Origin of the sequence: Pelagibius sp., from assembly GCF_965227505.1 — a bacterium.
Lineage (GTDB): Bacteria > Pseudomonadota > Alphaproteobacteria > Kiloniellales > Kiloniellaceae > Pelagibius.
In genome coordinates this window covers 5,395,749-5,413,474 of record NZ_OZ245757.1, presented here as the reverse complement: position 1 = coordinate 5,413,474, position 17,726 = coordinate 5,395,749, and the positions used below count along the sequence as shown (strand labels likewise).

Here is a 17,726-nt window from a genome sequence, read left to right as displayed (position 1 = left end):
TAGCTTTCCTGAGGACCTCACCTTGAGAGGCCACGGATGAGGGCCTGTTGCATCTCCATGGGCATGCGCCGGCCGTTGCCGAGGGCCCGGCCGCCTTTGTGGACGCTGCGGAGATCGATGATATCGATCGCCAGTGTCGAAATGTTGTCGATGTTGAGGTTGTCCTGGGAGTTGATGATGGTCGAGGCGATACCGTCGGAACCGATCGAGTGAATGATGTCGGTGGCACCATTCGAGCCTCCGGACACTGAAATGCTGTTGGTGTTCGGCAACAGTCCGTTGCCGCTGACAATGTCATTCAGAGACAGAACGGACGTGAGCTGGGGTGTTCCATTCACCAGGGTGGTGAACTCGAAACCGAAGTCGACCCTGAGACCGCCCGCGGTGATGAAGCCGCCGCGCTGTTCCTCCAGAATCTCCTCTTCAACCACCTCGTGCGGGTCGATGGACCGGCCCGTGGCCATGGCCATCAAGACATTTCCGCCCTCGTCGAAAGATCTGCCCGTCTGCGTGATCACTTCGGTGCCTGAACAGGCGGCCACTGCCAGCGCGATGCCCACAACAGCCAATAGATTCCGCAAAGCACGCCGAACGGCTTCATCGAACCCCTTCAACAACTGTAGAGCAATGAGTCTCGTCATCGGACTGCTCCCTTACCGGGTTCCTGCGCCCGGCAGATAGATCGTGATGTTGGCCAGGTTGCTCGAGCTCACCGCCGGGCCCAAGGGGGCCTGCGGATGCGCGCCCCACTCGTCCACCAGATTGAAGTTGGCTTTCGCCACCTCCACCTGGGTGCGGACGACGAAGACGATGTCGTTGGCCAACAGTTTTTCGAACTCCTTGCGCTTGTACCGCTGGATACCGCGCGAGGGATCGCCGACCAGAACGTGATGCGGGGTCACACCCTTCACGACGACGAAGTGCTTGTAGCCCCGCAGATCAAGCAGAACGATGGCCGGCACGCCGACCTCCATCAGCTTGTCCATAGAGACGCGAAACCCGTCGGCTGAGTAGCCGCGGGCATCGAGAAAGCGCTTCATGTCGAGCAGAGAGAAGCCTTGCGCCATGATCTTCTGCCGGTCGCCAACAGCGAACATGGATTCGAAGACCTCGACCTCTTCCGTCGGCCGGTCGTAGTGATAGGTCAGCAAGGTGGCCACCGCTGCCGAACCACAGGAGAAGTCACGCTCCTGCCGGACGACGGATTCCCACTTGCGCTCCTTCACGCTCTTGACCTTCAGATTGAAGGCCATGCCGCCGGCGGACACAAAGCGGGTGTCCGCCGCCTCCACCGGTGACCCGAGCACGGCCGCGGCCCCTATCGCCAGCGCAGCGGCAAACAACGCCAGGCGCCTTGCTGCCCGCGGGCGGAACTGCAGCACTGATGCACAACCCGTCATTGGTTGATGTTGCTGTCAACAACGGTGACAGCAATCACGTTCTGGGCCTGGTAGACGTTGTTGTGGCCCGAGTTGATGATGTTGAGCGACATCACCTGACCTTTGAAGACGTCGTCCCCCATATCGATGGTGCCGCCGGGCGCAAGGACTTGTCCGTTGATGGTGACATGTTGCGTCTGGTTGCCCATGGCCTTCGCCAGGGCCCTGTCATCGACTTCGTTGGCGGTGCCCCGCTCCTCTGCAAGGATCTGCGGTGCCACGACCCCCCAATCGGCAAAAGCATCTTCCGCCATCGCCGGGGTGGCTCCGGCGGCGAACCCTGCGCCGACAAAGGCGGCGGCCAGGGCGAGAATTCGGTTTCTGAACTTCATAGCAACGCCTCCCGAGCATTGCGATTGATCTCTGACCTCTTGACCGGGATCCGGTGGGGCCGAAGCCCCACCGGTCCGGTCAGTTCCGCTTAGCAGCAGAACAGAACCATCGACTTAGTTGCTGATCGCGACGCCGCCGGCCACAGAGATGGCGACGGTGTTCGCACCTTGCTGAGCCGAGTTGATGCCAGAATTGATGTTGTTCTGGTTCAACGCCTGGTTCTGGAAGGTCTTGTCACCGAAGTTGTTGTTGAAGGCGTTCACAGGAGCGCCACCGACCCCGAGGTTGCCGGAGCCGGAGACCATGGCCGTGTTGGTTACCGTCTGATTGAGATCAGACATGCTGACCGCGACGTTCAGGTCGAAACCACCGTCTCCACCGAGATCCGCCGCAACAGCCACGGTATTGGCGCCTTGCTGGGCCGAGTTGATGCCAGAATTGATGTTGTTCTGGTTGATCACCTGGTCCTGGAAGGTGTTGGCACCGAAGTTGTTGTTGAAAGCCTCCGTAGCGCCGCCGCCAACGCCCGCATTGTCATCATGACTGACGTTAGCGCCATTGGTGACAACCTGGTTCATCTGAGCAGGGCTGAGCTTGACGCCGTCGATCTCGTCGTCGTCAAGACCAAGGGTAACGGTCGCACCGGCCAAGGCGACGTTCGTGTCGCTTTTGCTGCCGGAGATGTCGACCGCCAGGGCGGTGGTGTTGCTGCCCTGCTGCGCGGAGTTGATGCCGGAGTTGATGTTGTTCTGGTTGATGACCTGTTCCTGATAGGTCTCCTTCCCGAAGTTGTTGTTCAGCGCCTCCTCGGCACCACCACCGATACCGGCGTTGCCGTCATCGTTCACCGTCGCACTGTTGGTGACGTACTGGTTCGCCTCAGGAACGTCGACCGTGTGACCGTCAAGGTCGCCGGAGTCAACGTAGTCCAGGTCGCCATTGGCGAAAGCGAAGTTCTTGTCAACCAGGCTTCCGTCCAGGTCCACCGACATTGCCGTGGTATTGCCGCCCTGCTGGACGGAGTTGATGCCGGCATTGACGTTGTTCTGATTGATTGTCTGGTTCTTAAAGGTTTCGCGACCGAAGTGGTTGCTCAGCGGGTCCTTGCCGACGGCATCGGTGCCGTCCGGATTACCGCCGACGCCGCCGCTGTCGTCACCGCTTGCCTCAGCAGTGTTCGTCAGCCGGTCGCCCTGCTCACCCTGATCCAGGTTGGTGGTGGCCTTGCTCAGGTTCATGTCACCGACCGCACCGGAGTTGTCAGCCACGGCCATGGCAGTGGTGTTGGCACCCTGCTGGGCCGAGTTGATGCCGGCGTTGATGTTGTTCTGGTTGATGGTCTGGTTCTGGAAGGTGTTGTTCCCGAAAACATTGGTGAGATTGTTGTTCTCGGGGTTGCCGCCGACACCAAGTCCGGTGTTGTCGAAGGCGTTGTCACCGAAGTGATTCTCATCGGCAAGGTTGTCACCGTCCTGTTTTCCAGTCGAGCTGGCATAGGCGGTGTTGTGGTCGAACGCGCTCTTGGAGTTGTCGACCGCCAATGCCGTGGTGTTCATGCCCTGTTGGGCCGAGTTGATGCCGGCATTGATGTTGTTCTGGTTCATCACCTGGTCTTGGAAGGTCTGGTTACCGAACTTGTTGAACAAGGTGTTCGTCGGCTCATCCGGCACGTCGTTGTCGAAACCGCCCACGCCGTCGCCGGCTTCATCATCCGCGATCGCCGAGTTATTGAACTCTTGTGTCTGGTTCGAGTCCGAAACGGCGAGATTGTAATCGCTGCCAAAGAAGATGTTGCCGATGTCACCATTGTCCGTATCCAGCGCGATAGCCGTTGTATTGGCGCCCTGCTGGGCCGAGTTGATGCCGGCATTGATATTGTTCTGATTCAGCGCCTGTTCCTGGAAGGTGGTGGATCCAAAGGCGTTGTGCAGTGAGTTTCCGCTGTCGGCGCCGATGCCGGTATCCTGCTCGCCGCCGGTCTCCGTATCGCCGGATGCCGTCGCCGAGTTGGTCACCTTTTGGGTGCCCTTGGAACGGGACTTGGCGATGTTCCGCTCCTTGCCGTACTCAGTAGCCGGGTTCGCCGGATCGCCGATCTGGGCGTCCTCCACGGCATCTCCGATGGCGTCCTTCACCTTGTCGATACCGTCGGCGATGTTGCCCTCAGTCTGGGAAGGCAGCTCCGGCACCGGGCCGATGGCCGCTTCGTTGTCACCCAGGCTCGCAGCGATCGCGGTGGTGTTGGCACCCTGCTGGGCCGAGTTCAGACCGGAGTTGATGTTGTTTTGGTTGATGACCTGGTTCTTGAAGGTGTCGTTCCCGAAGTCGTTGCGCATCGAGTCCACCATCTCACTGGCGATGGCATCGTTGCTTTCGTTACCGCCAGGGTCCGACGGATTCTGGTCATCGACTGTCGCCGAGTTGCTGATCTCGTCCTGGGTCAGATAGTTGCCCGAGATCGCCAGGTTGAGGCTGTGGCTTTCATCGCGGAAGCTCTGCGGTGTGCCGTCCAGATCAATCGCCAGGGCCGTTGCGTTGCCGCCCTGCTGGGCCGAGTTGATGCCCGAGTTGATGTTGTTCTGGTTCATCACCTGGTTGTCAAAGGTGTCGCCGCCGAAGTTGTTGTTCAGCGAGCGCGTCGCCTCGCCGGCAATGCCGTCCTCTTCGGCTCCGTCAGCATCAGGGTCGTCATCTGCGTCGACAGCTGCGGTGTTCGAAACACTCTGCGTGTCGATGTTGCCGGACACGGCGATGTTGGCGTCGTGGTTGTCCCGGTCGAAGTTGTCGCCGTCCATGTCGAGGGCGATGGCGGTGGCGTTGTTGCCCTGCTGGGCCGAATTGATGCCGGAATTGATGTTGTTCTGGTTGACCGCCTGATCTTCGAAGGTGTCGTCCTTGAAGTTGTTGTTCAGGGAGTCGGTCGCACCGCCGGCGATGCCTTCGTTGTTCTCGTCGGCGCCGTTGTCGGTCGCGTTGTTGGTGACGTTCTGGCTCTTACTGTTGAGGCTCACCGCCAAATTGGTGGTATTGAGCTCGTCGATCTCGATGAACGGATCCTCAGCCAAAGCCGTTCCGCTCAGTCCCGCCACCAGTGCGAAGACGGAGGCCCCCGCAATGAGAGACTTCTTCATGGTTTTCTCCTCTTGATGCTTTACCCGGTTCCTCTGCCCCCGTCCCTGGGGGCTTGGTAACCCGGAAGCCGACCCCGACGGACCTTTGCTCCCTGGGTTCCCCCCGGGGATCGACCTCTACGGGACCTTCCGGTCAGGAGTCCGTCCATCGCACGCACCCCTTTCACCATCACAGCAACCGCCATGCCACACGCGGGTCACAGCCTGATTTCCATGGATTACAAGGGATTGCGGTGTCTTCTTGGCGCCGGCACGAAGCGAAGCACGGGCCTTGTGCGGAGTCTGCTGTACAGCCCCCGTACAGCAGCTTTACGCTTTGTATGGCTGACGAAACAGATACCCGCTGCGGTCCTGCCCAGGCCCGGGCCAGGCTGCAGCTGGACTGCGGCCAGTCCGCCGCTCTACCCCTTAATTGCGGGCAACTGGGCAGCGGTGGCCAGCAGCGGCGGTATCCGCGCATCCGGTGTTACAGAAGCGTTACAACCGTTCAGAGATGTAACGCGGCCGCGGACCGCTCAGCGCGTCCTGTCCGGCTTCACGCCGTCTGTCACCGCGTGCTTGTCGAGATTGTGCTGCTGCCCTGTCCCGGCTGGGCCGGGCGCGGCGTGCCGGGCTTCGGCGACTTCAGCTCGTCCCAGAGTATGACCCCCCAGTCGCCTGGTGCACCGGGCGCCTCAACCCCTTGATCTGCAAGGCCCCGCGCCTGCTGGCGATCCAGTTCGCTATCACTGACCGCTGCCGTCTCGCCGTCCAAAAACGCTACGGCCACATTCGGCAAATCCGCCGATCCCGCCCTCACCGCAAAGAAAAGCACAACCGCGCTGAAGGCAAGGAGCGACCCAACAACCTTTGTGTTCATCGCTTCCCCCGCCCAGGTACGAGCGACCGGTGTCGAGCACTACACCGCCACTTCAGCCACTCGCCCAAAGGTTAAGCAAGCGACATGCCATTGCAGGTAGGTTTTTTGCCCGCAGGGCTCAGCCGCCGCCGGGTCGATGCGCCGCCGGGTCCATGCGCCGCCGGGTCGACAGGCCATCAGGCTGTGCCCGGCGCTGCCGGCAAAAGGGGCCCGGGGCGCTGCGGGAGCGGCGGCTCAGGCCTGACTTGGAAAGGGATAGACGTTTTCTTCGACAGTGCTGCCACCAGAGGCATGCGGCTTGGCCGTCTTGGCCGGCACCGTTACCGCGTTGAGAACCTCGGCCGCCACGAGGGCCGCCTGTACCCGGTTGGCCACCCCCAGCTTGCGGAAGACCGTGCGCAGCTGGGCCTTCACCGTGCCTTCCGCTATCCCCAGTTCGCGCGCGATGATCTTGTTGGACTTTCCGTCCGCCAGACGCTCGAAGATCATCAGCTGACGGTTGCTCAGGGCCGGCAGGGCCGGCAAAGGCCGCCTCGGCGTACAGGGTTCCTGCGCTTCCGAGATAAGGGCCTGCACCGGCGCATAGGTACCGCCGGCCAAGATCAACTCCAGGGCGTGCTGCAACACCGCCAGGCTGTCGCTCTTCAGGATGTAGCCCTTGGCACCCTGCTTGATCGCCGTGCAGGCGTCCGCCGGGTCGTCGGAAGCGGAGACCATGGCAAAAGGCACCGCAGGGTTCAGGCGCACCAGTTCGGCAATGCAGTCAGGCGCGTCCATCCCCGGCATCCGCAGGTCGCAGATCACCAGATCGAGGTCAGGCTCTGCCTCAATAAGTTTCGCTAAACTGTCGCGATCACAGGCTTCCATAACCTCGGCGCCAGGACCGAAGGCATCCTTCAGGGCCGAGCCGAGGCCAGCCCGGAAAAGCTCATGATCGTCAGCCAGGGCAATTCTCATCGGTCTTCTCTCCCACGACCGTGACGAACTCAACCTAGCGGAGCCTGATTGCAGGCGCGTGAAACCTCACCGAACCCGATGCGGCACCAGGAAAACAGGAAGGAGTAAACCTAGCGGTTCAAATTCTCCGCCCAGCCTACGCGCCCCTGCTTGGGACGCACCCGGCGCGCGCTTCCAGACCTCTTGTCCTTCGCAGCTCCAAGCTGCCTTGTGGGGCTCCAAATGCGGCTACACCCGAGAGTGTTGAGAGAACCCCCTGAGAACAAACAAAAGGATTACTATTTTGGCAAAACTACCACCCTAAATAGTACGACTTGCAATCAACCCCGCGTCTGGATCATAGCGTCATAGGCAAGTCGCGTATAGGCCCTTTCACCGCATTTGTGGGCACACGCGCAATTGTGATCGGTAGCCAGACACCGAAACCATCGCCAACGCGCCAGAACCCGACAAGAACCCTCGCTGCCGCGTCAACAAAGCGCCCGGAGAGATTGCAGCAAATCACGCAGTGCCGCCGCATCCAGGGCCATCCGTCCGCCGGGTGACTTCAACCTATACTCGAAGTTCCGCGCCAGCTCAGTGGCTTCCGGCACGCCGAAGGGCCGGCCTGTGCCTTTGATGTCGTGGAGATGAGCGGCCAGGGTCGCAACGACCTCCGTGCGGCAGTCCGCCCCGGCTTCAAGCCGGTCGGCCAACTGCTCCATCATGCCGATACGCCGCGCCAGGTCGGCCTGAAACGCGGCGCGCATCTCTGCCGGCGTCATCGGAGTCTCCGCCGTGGCTTGGTCGTCCGCCGTCCCTGAAAGCCGTGGGGCGCGTGAAGCGCCGTTCAGTCCCTGTGCATCCGGATGGTTTCGCCGTGCCCGGCGCCCTTCCAGAAGTCATAGACGGCCATGGCGGAAACGACGGCGACCACGATGATCAGATCCGGTTCCCGGACCCACCAGACGAGGATGCCCAGGAAGGCAATGAAAAGCGCCATGGAGAGCACGGCCAGAACCTTGTCGATCAGGGGCATGGCATGTCCTTTTCCTGTGCCGCTGCAAGCGGACGGGTCAACACCTTAGGCATCAATCCTGCGCTTCCACAAGCTGCTCCGTGAGCCATCGGGCGGTCCGCATCAGGCGCGCGTCATCGCCCCGCGGCCCGACCAGCTGAACGCCGATCGGCAGCCCGGCCGCCCCCTGCAGCAAGGGCAGCGAGAGCGCCGGAGTACCGCAGAACGTCCAGAGCGTGCAGAAGGTCGGATCCCCGGTGGCAGAGAGGCCCTCCGGCGCTTCGCCGGGGGCCGCAGGTGTGATGATGGCGTCGTAGCGCTCGAACACCTCGGCGAGCCCGGCGTTGAGGACGTCGCGCCACTCATGGGCCAGCATGTGGTCGACGGCCAGCACCTGGCGGCCTTCTTCGATCGCACTGCGCATGACCGCGCTCAGCTGAGATGCCCCACGCTCGTAGTAGGACGAAAGGTTCTTGGCAAAGCCGGCCATCATCAGCAGGCGGTGCAGCTCGTGCGCCCGCTCAAAGGCCGACGGCAGGGGCACTTCGTCGCAGGCATCGCCCAGAAACCCCCGCAGCTCTTCCAGCCCCTCGCGCGTATCTTCGCCGGCAGCATCCCAGGTCGGCCCCTTCACCAAGGCGAAAGAGGGCTTCACGGGCGGTGCGGCGCCGGCGGTCCTTTGCAGCCGCGGATGCGCCATGGGGAAGGTCTCGCCGTCGGCGGGATCGTGACCGGCCATGGCGTCGGCCAGCAGTCCGGCATCCTCCACCGAGTTCGCGAAGATCCCGACCGCATCGAGCAGCGGCGCCTGGGTCAGCATGCCGGTCCGCGGGATCAGCCCGTGGCTCGGCTTGAAGCCGACCACGCCGCAGAAGGAAGCCGGACGGATGGTGGAGCCGTTGGTCTGCGAGCCGACCGCCAGCGGCACATGCCCGGCTGCCACGGCGGCGGCGGACCCGCTGGACGAGCCGCCGGGCGTGCGGCCAGCGTCGTGCGGGTTGCGGGTCTTACCGGGCCCATAAAAGGCCAATTCGGTCGACACCGTCTTGCCCAGGACAACGGCCCCGGCGGCCCGCAAACGGGCCACCATCGTCGCATCCTCACGCGGCCGCCGGCCTGCGTCCAACACCGTCCCGTTTTCCGTCGGCATGTCCGCTGTGTCGATGATGTCCTTCAGGCCGACGGGCACCCCATGCAGCGGGCCGACGGGCCGGCCCGAGCCGCGAAAGGCGTCACGCTCGCGGGCCTGCTTCAGGGCGTAGTCGGGGTCCAGAAAGGTCCAGGCCTGAACCGCCTCCTCGCTTGCCTCGATCCGCTCGAGGCAGGCGCGCACCAACTCTTCGGAGCGCAGGCTGCCCTCCGCGATGGCCGCGGCGGCCTCGGCCGCACCCGGCAGGCGTTCCTTGACCATGAGATCCACCACCCGGCCCTTCCCGTCAGTTCCCGTAGAAGTACTCGGGAAGGAACAAAGCGACGCCCGGGAAGTTGTACATGATGATCATGGCGATGAGGATCATCACCAGGAAGGGCATCACGCCCTTGAAGATCTGCATCAACTGCACATGCGGTGGCGACACGCCTTTCAGATAGTAGGCCGCCATCGCCATCGGCGGCGTCAGGAACGAGGTCTGCAGGTTGAGCGCCACAAGGATGCCGAAGAACAGCGGGTCGATGCCGAAGAAAGGCAGCAGCGGCAGGAAGATCGGCACGAAGATGATGATGATCTCCGACCACTCCAGCGGCCAGCCCAGCAGGAAGATGATGAACTGGGCCATCAGCAAAAAGGCCAGAGGCGAAAGGTTGAGCCCCAGCACGAAGTCGCTGATGAGTTGCTCGCCGCCGAGATAGGAGAAGACCGAAGAGAAGGTCCAGGAGCCGACAAAGAGCCAGCAGACCATGGCCGAGGTGCGCACCGTGAGGTAGACGGACTCGCGGAGCCGTTGCCAGGTCAACGAGCGGTAGGCGGCGGCCAGCACAAGCCCGCCCAGGGCACCGATGGAAGCGGCCTCCGAAGGGGTTGCGAGGCCGAAGAGGATCGCGCCGAGCACGGAGAGAATGAGAAAGGCCAAGGGAAAGAACGAGGTGAGCAGCATCAGGGCCACCTGGCCGACGGAGACGTCCTCCACCTCGTCCTCGCGCGGCTTGGGTGCCAGCGAAGGATTCACGACAGCACGCCCGATCACATACATCATGTAGAGGCCCGCCAACATGAAGCCCGGAATGATGGCGCCGGCGTAAAGCTTGACGATGGAGACGTTGGAAGTCGCCGCGTAGACGATCAGCATGATGCTCGGCGGGATCAGAATCCCCAGGCAGCCGCCGGCGCAGATGACGCCGGAAGCGAAGCTGGTGTCGTAGCGCGCCTTCAGCATGGCCGGGAAAGCCAGCATGCCCATCAAGGTCACCACCGCGCCGATGATTCCGGTCGCCGTGGCGAACATGGCACAGGTCGCAAGGGCCGCCACGGCCATGGAGCCGGGAATACGCCGCGAGGCGATGTAGAGGGTATGGAACAATCGGTCGACGATGTTCGCGCGTTCGACGATGTATCCCATAAAGAGAAACAGGGGTACCGCCGTAAGCACGTCATTCGCCATGACCGAATAGGTCTGGTTGACGAAGAGGTCGAAGACCCGGTTGTCAAAGATGGTGCGCATGCGCTCCGGGTCGTAATAAGCGTAGTAGCCGAAACCGACGGCCATGGCCATCAGGGTAAAGGCGATCGGGAAACCCAGCAGAATGACGAGGATGAAGATGCCGAGCATCATCACCGCGATTTGAGGATCAGTCATCGCGGCGCCCCCCCGTTTTGTCGTCCCGTTCCAAGGGCTTGACGATATCAATCGCTTCGGAGGAGTGCTTCAGGACCTCCTTTTCGTGTTCACGCAAGAGGACATCCTCCAACTCTTCGACATCTTCCTCTGTATGCTTGGGCCAGGCGCCGGTTCGCATGCAGATAACGCAGCGGAAGACCTCGGCAATGCCCTGTATGAGGAGCAGGATTCCGGCAATGATGATAACGGTCTTGAACTGGAAGATCGGCACATTGGCCGGGCTCATCACGCTGACCTCGGTAAAACGCCAGGAGCGCGCGGCGTATTTCCAGCCAGCCAGAATAAGCGCGATGATGCCGGGAAAGAAAAAGATGAAATACAGCACCAGTTCGATGGTCGCCTGGGTCTTCGGCTTCAGCAGGCGATAGACGAAATCGCCACGCACATGCCCGTCGCGCGACAGGGTATAGGCGCCGGCCATCATGAAGAGAGTGCCGTACATCATGTAGCTGACGTCAAAGGCCCAGGAGGTCGGATCGCGCAGCAAGTAGCGCACAAAGACCTCGTAGCCGACACCGAAGGTCATCACCAGGATCAACCAGGCAAAAGCCTTGCCGAACCAAGCCGATACCTTATCGGCAAAGCGAATATAGCTTTCCATGCCGCGCCCCAGATGTGATGTCAGCAACCATGCCGGGGCCCTGTGGCAAGGGCGGCACGCAGGCGTGCCGCCCCTTCCACATCGTGGCCCCGATCACTTCCTTTAGAATTCGATCTTGCCGGGGAAGTAGTGCTGGTAGGCCAGCTTGTAGTCGGCCGAGTTCATCAGGTCGTAGAACGCAACCCGCTCCGCCCAGGCCTTCTGGCTGTCGACGACCTTCTTGAAGAAGGGATCCTCCACCAGGCCCTCAAGCACCTTGTCCCAGGACTCCAGCTGGGCCTTCATGATCGTGCTGTCGGTCCGGTAGACGTTCACCCCGTCTTCATTGATCAGCTTCTGCAGATCGCGGGAGTAGTTGTCCATGGCGAAGCCGTAGTTCGCCGTGTTCGTCGCCTCGGCGGCGTACTCCAGAATCGCCTTCTGCTCGTCCGCCAGAGAGTCGAAGCGGCGCTTGTTGAAGATGATCTCGAAGAACTCGGCCGCCTGATGGTAAGAGCCCATGTGATAGTGCTTCGAGACGTCCTGCGCACCGAACTGGCTGTCCGCCGTCGGATTGTTGAACTCGAAAGCCTCGATCACGCCACGCTCCAGGGCAGGCACGATTTCGCCGCCCGGAAGCTGGGTCACCTTCAGGCCCATGCCCTGCATGATGTCAGTGGCCAGACCGACCGTGCGGTACTTCAGGCCCTGCATATCGTCGGCGGACTTGATGTGCTCCTTGAACCAGCCCAGCGGCTGGGTCGGCATGGGCATGGCGAAGAAACCGACCAGATCCAGGCCCAGGATATCCTGGACCAGCTCCTGGTACAGCTCTTTGCCGCCGCCGTAGTGGATCCAGGCGAGGATCTGCGAGGCATTGGCACCGAACACCGGGCCGGTGCCGAAGAGGGAGGCCGACTTGTTCTTGCCGTACCAATAGGCGGTCACTGTGTGGGCGGCATCGAGAATGCCGTCATGGCAGGCGTCCTGCACCTGAAAGGCCTTCACCACCGCACCAGCCGGCAGATAGTCGATCTTGAGGCGCCCGCCGGACATCTTTTCGACGCGCTCGGTGTACTGCTTGGCCATGTCGCTGAAAATCGACGCAGCGCCCCAGGAACCCTGCATCTTCAAGGTCACGGTCTCCGCCCGTGAAACCTGCGGCATGGCGATGGCGCCGGCTGCCGCACCGGCTGCCAAGGTGCCGCCCTTCAAAAGCTTACGGCGTGAAACTTTCTTGCTCTGTGATTCCTTCTTCACGGAATTCCTCCCTAGTTGGCCTTGTTGGTCCGTTACTCCAGAAGCCTTGCGGACTTCTGCTATACCCACGACGTCCTTCCCTCACTCCTCTTGCCCGCCACCAGGGTTCCGTACCGCCCTGGCGATCCTATAGCTGCCGACCTTGGTGCCGGCGCTGCCGCGGATCGCTGCGCCATGGCGTTGAAGCGGGTCAGCAAGCCACTCTCATATGCAAACACGGGCCGCAGCCTCCAGACCGGCTGGAGGATTCGGCGCGGCGCCGTCGCTTGTATCATGAAGTGTGAGGAGCCCGGGTGGCAACACGCGTGCCGGCTTGCTGCCGGCCGACGATGGCCCCCGCTCCACGAACCTCCCTGTTGTTCAATCCCTTGAGCTGCTTTCCGCAGCCTTCTTTCAAACTCCCGGCCGGACTCCCAATGAAGTCCGCTGCTACCACATCCCGGAAACGATTTCCATTATGCACATCGAGTGCCGACGATCACCAAAAAAATTCGGCAACTCAATGGTTTGCCCAGCATACCACTTGCCAGCGAAGCTTGCTGCCGGCCACGCGTCACAACTCCCGTCAAGCCATCCGTCGCGCCGTTACTAGGCCACAGTCCATCTACGAGACCAAATCACGCTTGCGCGAATTCATCGCTGCTGCCGGCGGTGACGCTTCCCCGAAAGGCGAAGCGGCAGGCGCAGTAGCGGTACCCCTGGGGGGCGGCTATGCGCCTATAAGCGAAACTGGTAGGGTATGCGGAAAGTGTCGGAGACGGTCGGCATGCGAGTCTCGGCAGCGCTTTTGCACTGCGGTGTATTCTCTTACCCGACCGCCCCCCGTATCGTCATTCGGACAGCAGCGAAGAGGTGGCGCTCCTGTCATGAACCAGAACCTGATCCTAAGATCCGGCCAGCTCGAGCCCGCCGAGGTTCAGGCCATGGCGCGGGAACTGGCCGGCAGCATCAACCGTCATACCGCAGCGCAGGCAAGTCTGCCCAACGGCGCTACACGCCCCGGCGAACGCGGCGACCCGGTCACGCTGGGCGCCATCGTCCTCAGCGTCATCACCAGCGGCACCGCGGTTGCCCTGTTTCAGGTCATCAAGGCCTATTTCGAACGGGACGAGAGCCTGGAGATGGCCTTTGAGGGGCCCGAGGGCCGCAAACTGACCATCAAGGCCGAAAACATGAGCGCCGAGCGCATCGACGAGACGATTGCGATGGCCCAGGCGTTCTTCGGTGAGCAAAGCGGCTGAGTGCAGCCGGAAGGCGGCCCGATGAGCGCGGATGCAAACCAGCCCAGACGCTACGGCGTGCTGATCGCCAGCAGCAGGTTTCCCGACGAGCCCAAGCTGAAGGACCTGGCCTGTCCTGAAAACGATGTGGACGGCCTGCAGCAGGTGCTGAGCGACGAGGCCATCGGCGGCTTTTCCGAACTGCTGGTGGTGAAAAACGAGCCCAGTCACGCGGCGCTGCGCAAGGTCCATCAGGTTCTGCGCAAGGCGGGGCGGGACGACTTCGTGCTGATCTACTACGCCGGTCACGGCAAGACGGATCTCGCCGGCAGGCTCCATCTCGCCACCACCGAGACCGTCAGCGACGAGCTGGAGACCACCTCGATCCCCGCCCAGCGCATTCGCTCCCTCATCGACAACGCCCGCACCACCAAGGTGGCTCTCATCCTGGACTGCTGTTACAGCGGCGCGATCGAGAAGACCTTTCTGCGCGGCGATGTCGAAGATCAGTTGAATCTCATGGCCGGCGGGCGCGGGACCTTCATCATGACCGCCGCCACCGACGTGCAGACCGCACGCGAGGAGATCCGCGACGGCTTCGGCATCTTCACCAAGCACCTGATCGACGGCATCCGCGGGGCTGCCGATGTCGATGGCGACGGCATCGTCACCATGAACGAGCTTTACGACTACGTGCACCGGGAAGTGATCGCCGAGAGCCATCAGGTCCCCATGAAATGGAACCTGAACGTTCAGGGCGAGATGGTGATTGCGCAAAGCAGCCATAAGCCGCGCGAGGCGCGCCGGGCGGCGATCCGCGCCCGTCTCTTCGCCCTGGCGGACCAGGGCGTGCTGCCGGACATGGTGTTCACCAAGGCTTTGGAGGTATCGAACCTGTCCTTCCAGGAAACCCGCGGGGGGGCGGCTGCCCGCTACGACTCGCTGCTCGACCGGGTCCTGGACCCGAACCTGCGCATCGGCGATTTCCTGACAGCCTGGCTGCAGGTGCAGCCTGACGATGCGCCCGGTCCTGCCGAGAAACCGGCGCCAAAGCCGGAGCCGCAACCCCAGAGCGAGCCCCAACCCCAGAGCGAGACCAAACCCCAGCCCGGGGCACGATCCCGTTCATGGTCCGGGCTGAGCTCCGGCCTGAGCTCTGGCCTGGAGTCCGGACTGGGACTGGCTTCGGGTTTTACGGCCAAGATGAAACCGCAAGCGGAAGCGACGACGAAAGACAGGCAGAAGCCGGAATCCCTTTGGCCCGCCTCAGCCCGCCCAGAGGCGAAGTCCGCCGACGACCCGCCGAAAGAGCCTCAAGCCGAGCAATCGTCGGAGGGCGCGCGAACTGCCAAGACCGCCGCCAAGCCGGCCACGGGTTCCGCCATCAACTGGGCGGACATCGCAACCTGCGTGGGCTGGGTCTTCGCCGGCATGATCCTGATCCCGGCCGCTTTTGAGACCCTCTCGATCCTTGCCGTCATCATCGTCATGCTCGGCTGGCCCGCCGCAGGCTGGGTGCTGATGAAGCGGGGCGGCGCGCGGCTGAACGCCGTGATCAAGGGCGTCTACTGGGTCGGCATCGGCGGTTGCGTTGCCCTGCTGCTCGCCCTGCTCAGCGAGTTCTAGACGCCTCCCCTAACCCAGCATGCGTTCGCGGGCGGGATCGAACAGCGGCTCGGACTGAAGCTGCGCGGCCCGCCGGTCGCCGATGATCTCCACCTCGAAGCTGCCGTTCGCGGCCGCCACGTCGTTCGGCACATAGGCGAGCGCGACAGAGCGGTCGACGGTGTGGGCGTAGCCGCCCGAGGTCACCCAGCCGACCACCGCACCGTCGTGCCAGACGGCCTCGTCGCCGCTGACGTCGGCAGCCTCGGCATCGACGGTCAGGGTCACAAGGCGGACCTTCGGCCCCTGCTCGCGGTCCTGCAGGACCGCATCGCGGCCGACGAAGGCGTTCTTGCGCAGATCGACGAAGCGGTCGAGCCCCGCTTCGGCGGGCGTGTAGATCGGCCGGAACTCCCGCGCCCAGGTGCCGAAGCCCTTTTCCAGGCGCAGGGAGTCGAGCGCCCGCAGGCCGAAGTGCCTGAGACCCAGATCGGCACCCGCTTCCAGCAGGTCGTCGTAGAGCCGGAGCTGATAGTCCGGCGACACCCAGATCTCGTAGCCGAGGTCGCCGGTGAAGGAGATACGCCCCACCCAGGCCGGAACCATGCCCAGCGCCATGCGGCGGAAGGCCATGAAAGGGAAGGCTTCGTTGGAGACGTCTTCGGCCGTCAGCCGCGCCAGCAGATCGCGCGCCTTTGGTCCGGCGATGGAGAAGCCGACCATCTCGTTGCGCAGCGAGCGCAGCGCGACCCCCTCTTCCGCCCTATGCCGCTCAAACCAGCGCAGGTGGTAGTCTTCGGCGATGCCGGAGCCGAAGATGAAGAACTGCTCCGGCCCCGCCTTGGCGACCGTGAAATCGCCGATCAGCTTGCCCTCGTGGTTCAGCATGGGCGAAAGCACGATGCGCCCCTGGCGCGGCATGCGGTTGGCGAGGATTTCACCCAGCCAGCCCTCGGCCCCCGCGCCGCTGACCTCGTACTTGGCAAAGCCCGAGGTTTCGATGAGGCCGACGGCTTCCCGCACCGCTCGGCACTCCGCCTTCACCGGCTCGAAGGCGTTGGACCGGCGGTAGCTCGGTGTTTCGAGGGGCTCAGCCCCTTCGGGCGCAAACCACAGCGGCGTTTCCAGCCCGTAGCCGGCCCCGAAGACCGCATTCTGGGCCTTGAAGCGCTCGTAGACCGGCGTGGTCCGCAGCGGCCGCGCCGCCGGCAGTTCCTCATTGGGAAAGGTGATCTTGAAGCGGCGCCCGTAGTTCTCGCGCACCTTGGCGTTGGTATAGGCCATGGTGGCGAAGTCGCCGAAGCGGGCCACGTCCATGGCGAAGATGTCCAGGCCGGGATCGCCGTCGATCATCCAGCTCGAAAGCGCCAGGCCGACGCCGCCGCCCTGGCTGAAGCCGGCCATCACGCCGCAGGCGACCCAGAAGTTCTTCAGGCCGCGCACCGGGCCGACCAGCGGATTGCCGTCGGGGGCGAAGGTGAAGGGGCCGTTGATTACCTGCTTGATGCCCGCCTCGCCCAGTACCGGGAAGTGGTCGAAGGCGACCTCCAGGTTGTCGGAAATGCGGTCCAGGTCCGGCTGCAGCAGCTCGTGGCCGAAATCCCAAGGGGTCTGGCGCTCTGACCAGGGCACGCCGCCCTTCTCGTAGGTCCCCATGACCAATCCGCTGCGCTCCTGGCGCATGTAGATCTCGCCACCGAAGTCGATGCAGTGCGGCAGTTCGGTCTCGCGCGCGGCCACCTCGGGGATCTCGTCGGTCACCAGATACTGGTGCTCCATCGCCAGGATCGGCAGTTCCAGGCCCACCATGCGGCCGACCTCCCGCGCCCAGAGGCCGCCGGCGTTGACCACGTGCTCGGCCTGGATGGTGCCTTTGTCGGTGATGACGTCCCAGCCGCCGTCGGGGCGCGGCTGCAGGTCGGTGACCCGCGTGAAGCGCTCGATCTCCGCACCGCCGATCCTTGCGGCCTTGGCGTAGGCATGGGTGACGCCGGAGGGATCGATGTGCCCCTCGAGCGGATCGTAGAGGGCGCCGACGAAGCGCGCTTCGTTCAGCAGGGGGTGCATCGCCTTGGCCTCGGCCATGGAGACGAACTCGTTGTCAAGGCCCAGCACCCGCGAGCGCCCCTGCGCGACCTTCAGGTAGTCGAGCCAGCTTTCGGTATTGGCCAGCATCAGGCCGCCGGTCATATGAACCCCGCAGGACTGGCCGGAGATCTCCTCGATCTCCTTGTAGAGATCGATGGTGTAGCGCTGCAGCTTGGCCACGTTGGGATCGCCGTTCAGGGTGTGCATGCCGCCGGCGGCATGCCAGGTCGAGCCGGAGGTCAGCTCGTCGCGTTCTAGAAGAACAACGTCTTTCCAGCCGGCCTTGGTCAGGTGGTAGAGCACGCTGCAGCCGACGACACCGCCGCCGATGACGACAACCTGGGTATGAGACTTCATCTGCCGATCCCTGTGCGCAAAAAAAGGTTCTTCGGACGCCCTGGCTTCTTGCCCCTGGCTGCGGCG

15 protein-coding genes are annotated in these 17,726 nt (G+C 63.0%); 2 read left to right on the top strand and 13 right to left on the bottom strand.

Translation table 11 applies throughout. The features are described 5' to 3' along the window. Positions 1–17 precede the first annotated feature (17 nt). The 12 genes from ACO06P_RS25120 to ACO06P_RS25065 form a co-directional block, all read right to left on the bottom strand. A complete protein-coding gene (locus ACO06P_RS25120; RefSeq protein WP_420347960.1) occupies positions 18–470 on the bottom strand; it encodes a hypothetical protein in 453 nt (150 codons plus the stop codon). 183 nt (positions 471–653) lie between these two features. Further along, positions 654–1,400 carry a C39 family peptidase gene (locus ACO06P_RS25115; RefSeq protein WP_420347959.1) on the bottom strand — a complete coding sequence of 249 codons (747 nt, stop codon included), beginning with the start codon at positions 1,398–1,400 and terminating at the stop codon, positions 654–656. Continuing rightward, the gene (locus ACO06P_RS25110; RefSeq protein ID WP_420347958.1) at positions 1,397–1,771 is read right to left on the bottom strand and encodes a hypothetical protein; all 375 of its coding nucleotides are present in this window, start codon (positions 1,769–1,771) and stop codon (positions 1,397–1,399) included. The genes ACO06P_RS25115 and ACO06P_RS25110 overlap by 4 nt, the downstream gene beginning before the upstream one ends. A 114-nt stretch (positions 1,772–1,885) precedes the next feature. Beyond that, on the bottom strand, positions 1,886–4,903 hold the full coding sequence (locus ACO06P_RS25105; protein WP_420347957.1) for a beta strand repeat-containing protein: 3,018 nt from the start codon (positions 4,901–4,903) through the stop codon (positions 1,886–1,888). Positions 4,904–5,450: 547 nt separating this feature from the next. After that, complete coding sequence (locus ACO06P_RS25100; RefSeq protein ID WP_420347956.1) at positions 5,451–5,762, bottom strand: hypothetical protein; 312 nt, start codon at positions 5,760–5,762, stop codon at positions 5,451–5,453. A gap of 234 nt (positions 5,763–5,996) precedes the next feature. Continuing rightward, positions 5,997–6,719: a response regulator gene (locus tag ACO06P_RS25095; protein WP_420347955.1), complete on the bottom strand. Its 723-nt coding sequence runs from the start codon at positions 6,717–6,719 to the stop codon at positions 5,997–5,999. A gap of 470 nt (positions 6,720–7,189) precedes the next feature. Then, positions 7,190–7,483: an Hpt domain-containing protein gene (locus ACO06P_RS25090; RefSeq protein ID WP_420347954.1), complete on the bottom strand. Its 294-nt coding sequence runs from the start codon at positions 7,481–7,483 to the stop codon at positions 7,190–7,192. A gap of 65 nt (positions 7,484–7,548) precedes the next feature. Beyond that, positions 7,549–7,737: a hypothetical protein gene (locus ACO06P_RS25085; protein ID WP_420347953.1), complete on the bottom strand. Its 189-nt coding sequence runs from the start codon at positions 7,735–7,737 to the stop codon at positions 7,549–7,551. A 52-nt stretch (positions 7,738–7,789) separates the two neighbouring features. Further along, positions 7,790–9,139 carry an amidase gene (locus tag ACO06P_RS25080; RefSeq protein WP_420347952.1) on the bottom strand — a complete coding sequence of 450 codons (1,350 nt, stop codon included), beginning with the start codon at positions 9,137–9,139 and terminating at the stop codon, positions 7,790–7,792. Positions 9,140–9,152: 13 nt separating this feature from the next. Further along, positions 9,153–10,508, bottom strand: coding sequence for a TRAP transporter large permease (locus ACO06P_RS25075; protein WP_420347951.1), 1,356 nt, complete (start codon positions 10,506–10,508; stop codon positions 9,153–9,155). Continuing rightward, positions 10,501–11,151, bottom strand: coding sequence for a TRAP transporter small permease subunit (locus tag ACO06P_RS25070; RefSeq protein ID WP_420347950.1), 651 nt, complete (start codon positions 11,149–11,151; stop codon positions 10,501–10,503). The genes ACO06P_RS25075 and ACO06P_RS25070 overlap by 8 nt, the downstream gene beginning before the upstream one ends. 102 nt (positions 11,152–11,253) lie before the next feature. After that, positions 11,254–12,390: a TRAP transporter substrate-binding protein gene (locus tag ACO06P_RS25065; RefSeq protein WP_420347949.1), complete on the bottom strand. Its 1,137-nt coding sequence runs from the start codon at positions 12,388–12,390 to the stop codon at positions 11,254–11,256. 866 nt (positions 12,391–13,256) lie between these two features. Here ACO06P_RS25065 and ACO06P_RS25060 point away from each other — a divergent pair. Both ACO06P_RS25060 and ACO06P_RS25055 read left to right on the top strand, forming a co-directional pair. Then, positions 13,257–13,631: an effector-associated constant component EACC1 gene (locus ACO06P_RS25060; protein WP_420347948.1), complete on the top strand. Its 375-nt coding sequence runs from the start codon at positions 13,257–13,259 to the stop codon at positions 13,629–13,631. A gap of 21 nt (positions 13,632–13,652) precedes the next feature. Further along, positions 13,653–15,236, top strand: a complete 1,584-nt coding sequence (locus ACO06P_RS25055) for a caspase family protein (RefSeq protein WP_420347947.1) — start codon at positions 13,653–13,655, stop codon at positions 15,234–15,236. 9 nt (positions 15,237–15,245) lie between these two features. Here the strand turns inward: ACO06P_RS25055 and ACO06P_RS25050 are convergent, their stop codons facing one another. Next, positions 15,246–17,660 carry a GcvT family protein gene (locus ACO06P_RS25050; RefSeq protein WP_420347946.1) on the bottom strand — a complete coding sequence of 805 codons (2,415 nt, stop codon included), beginning with the start codon at positions 17,658–17,660 and terminating at the stop codon, positions 15,246–15,248. Positions 17,661–17,726 lie beyond the last annotated feature (66 nt).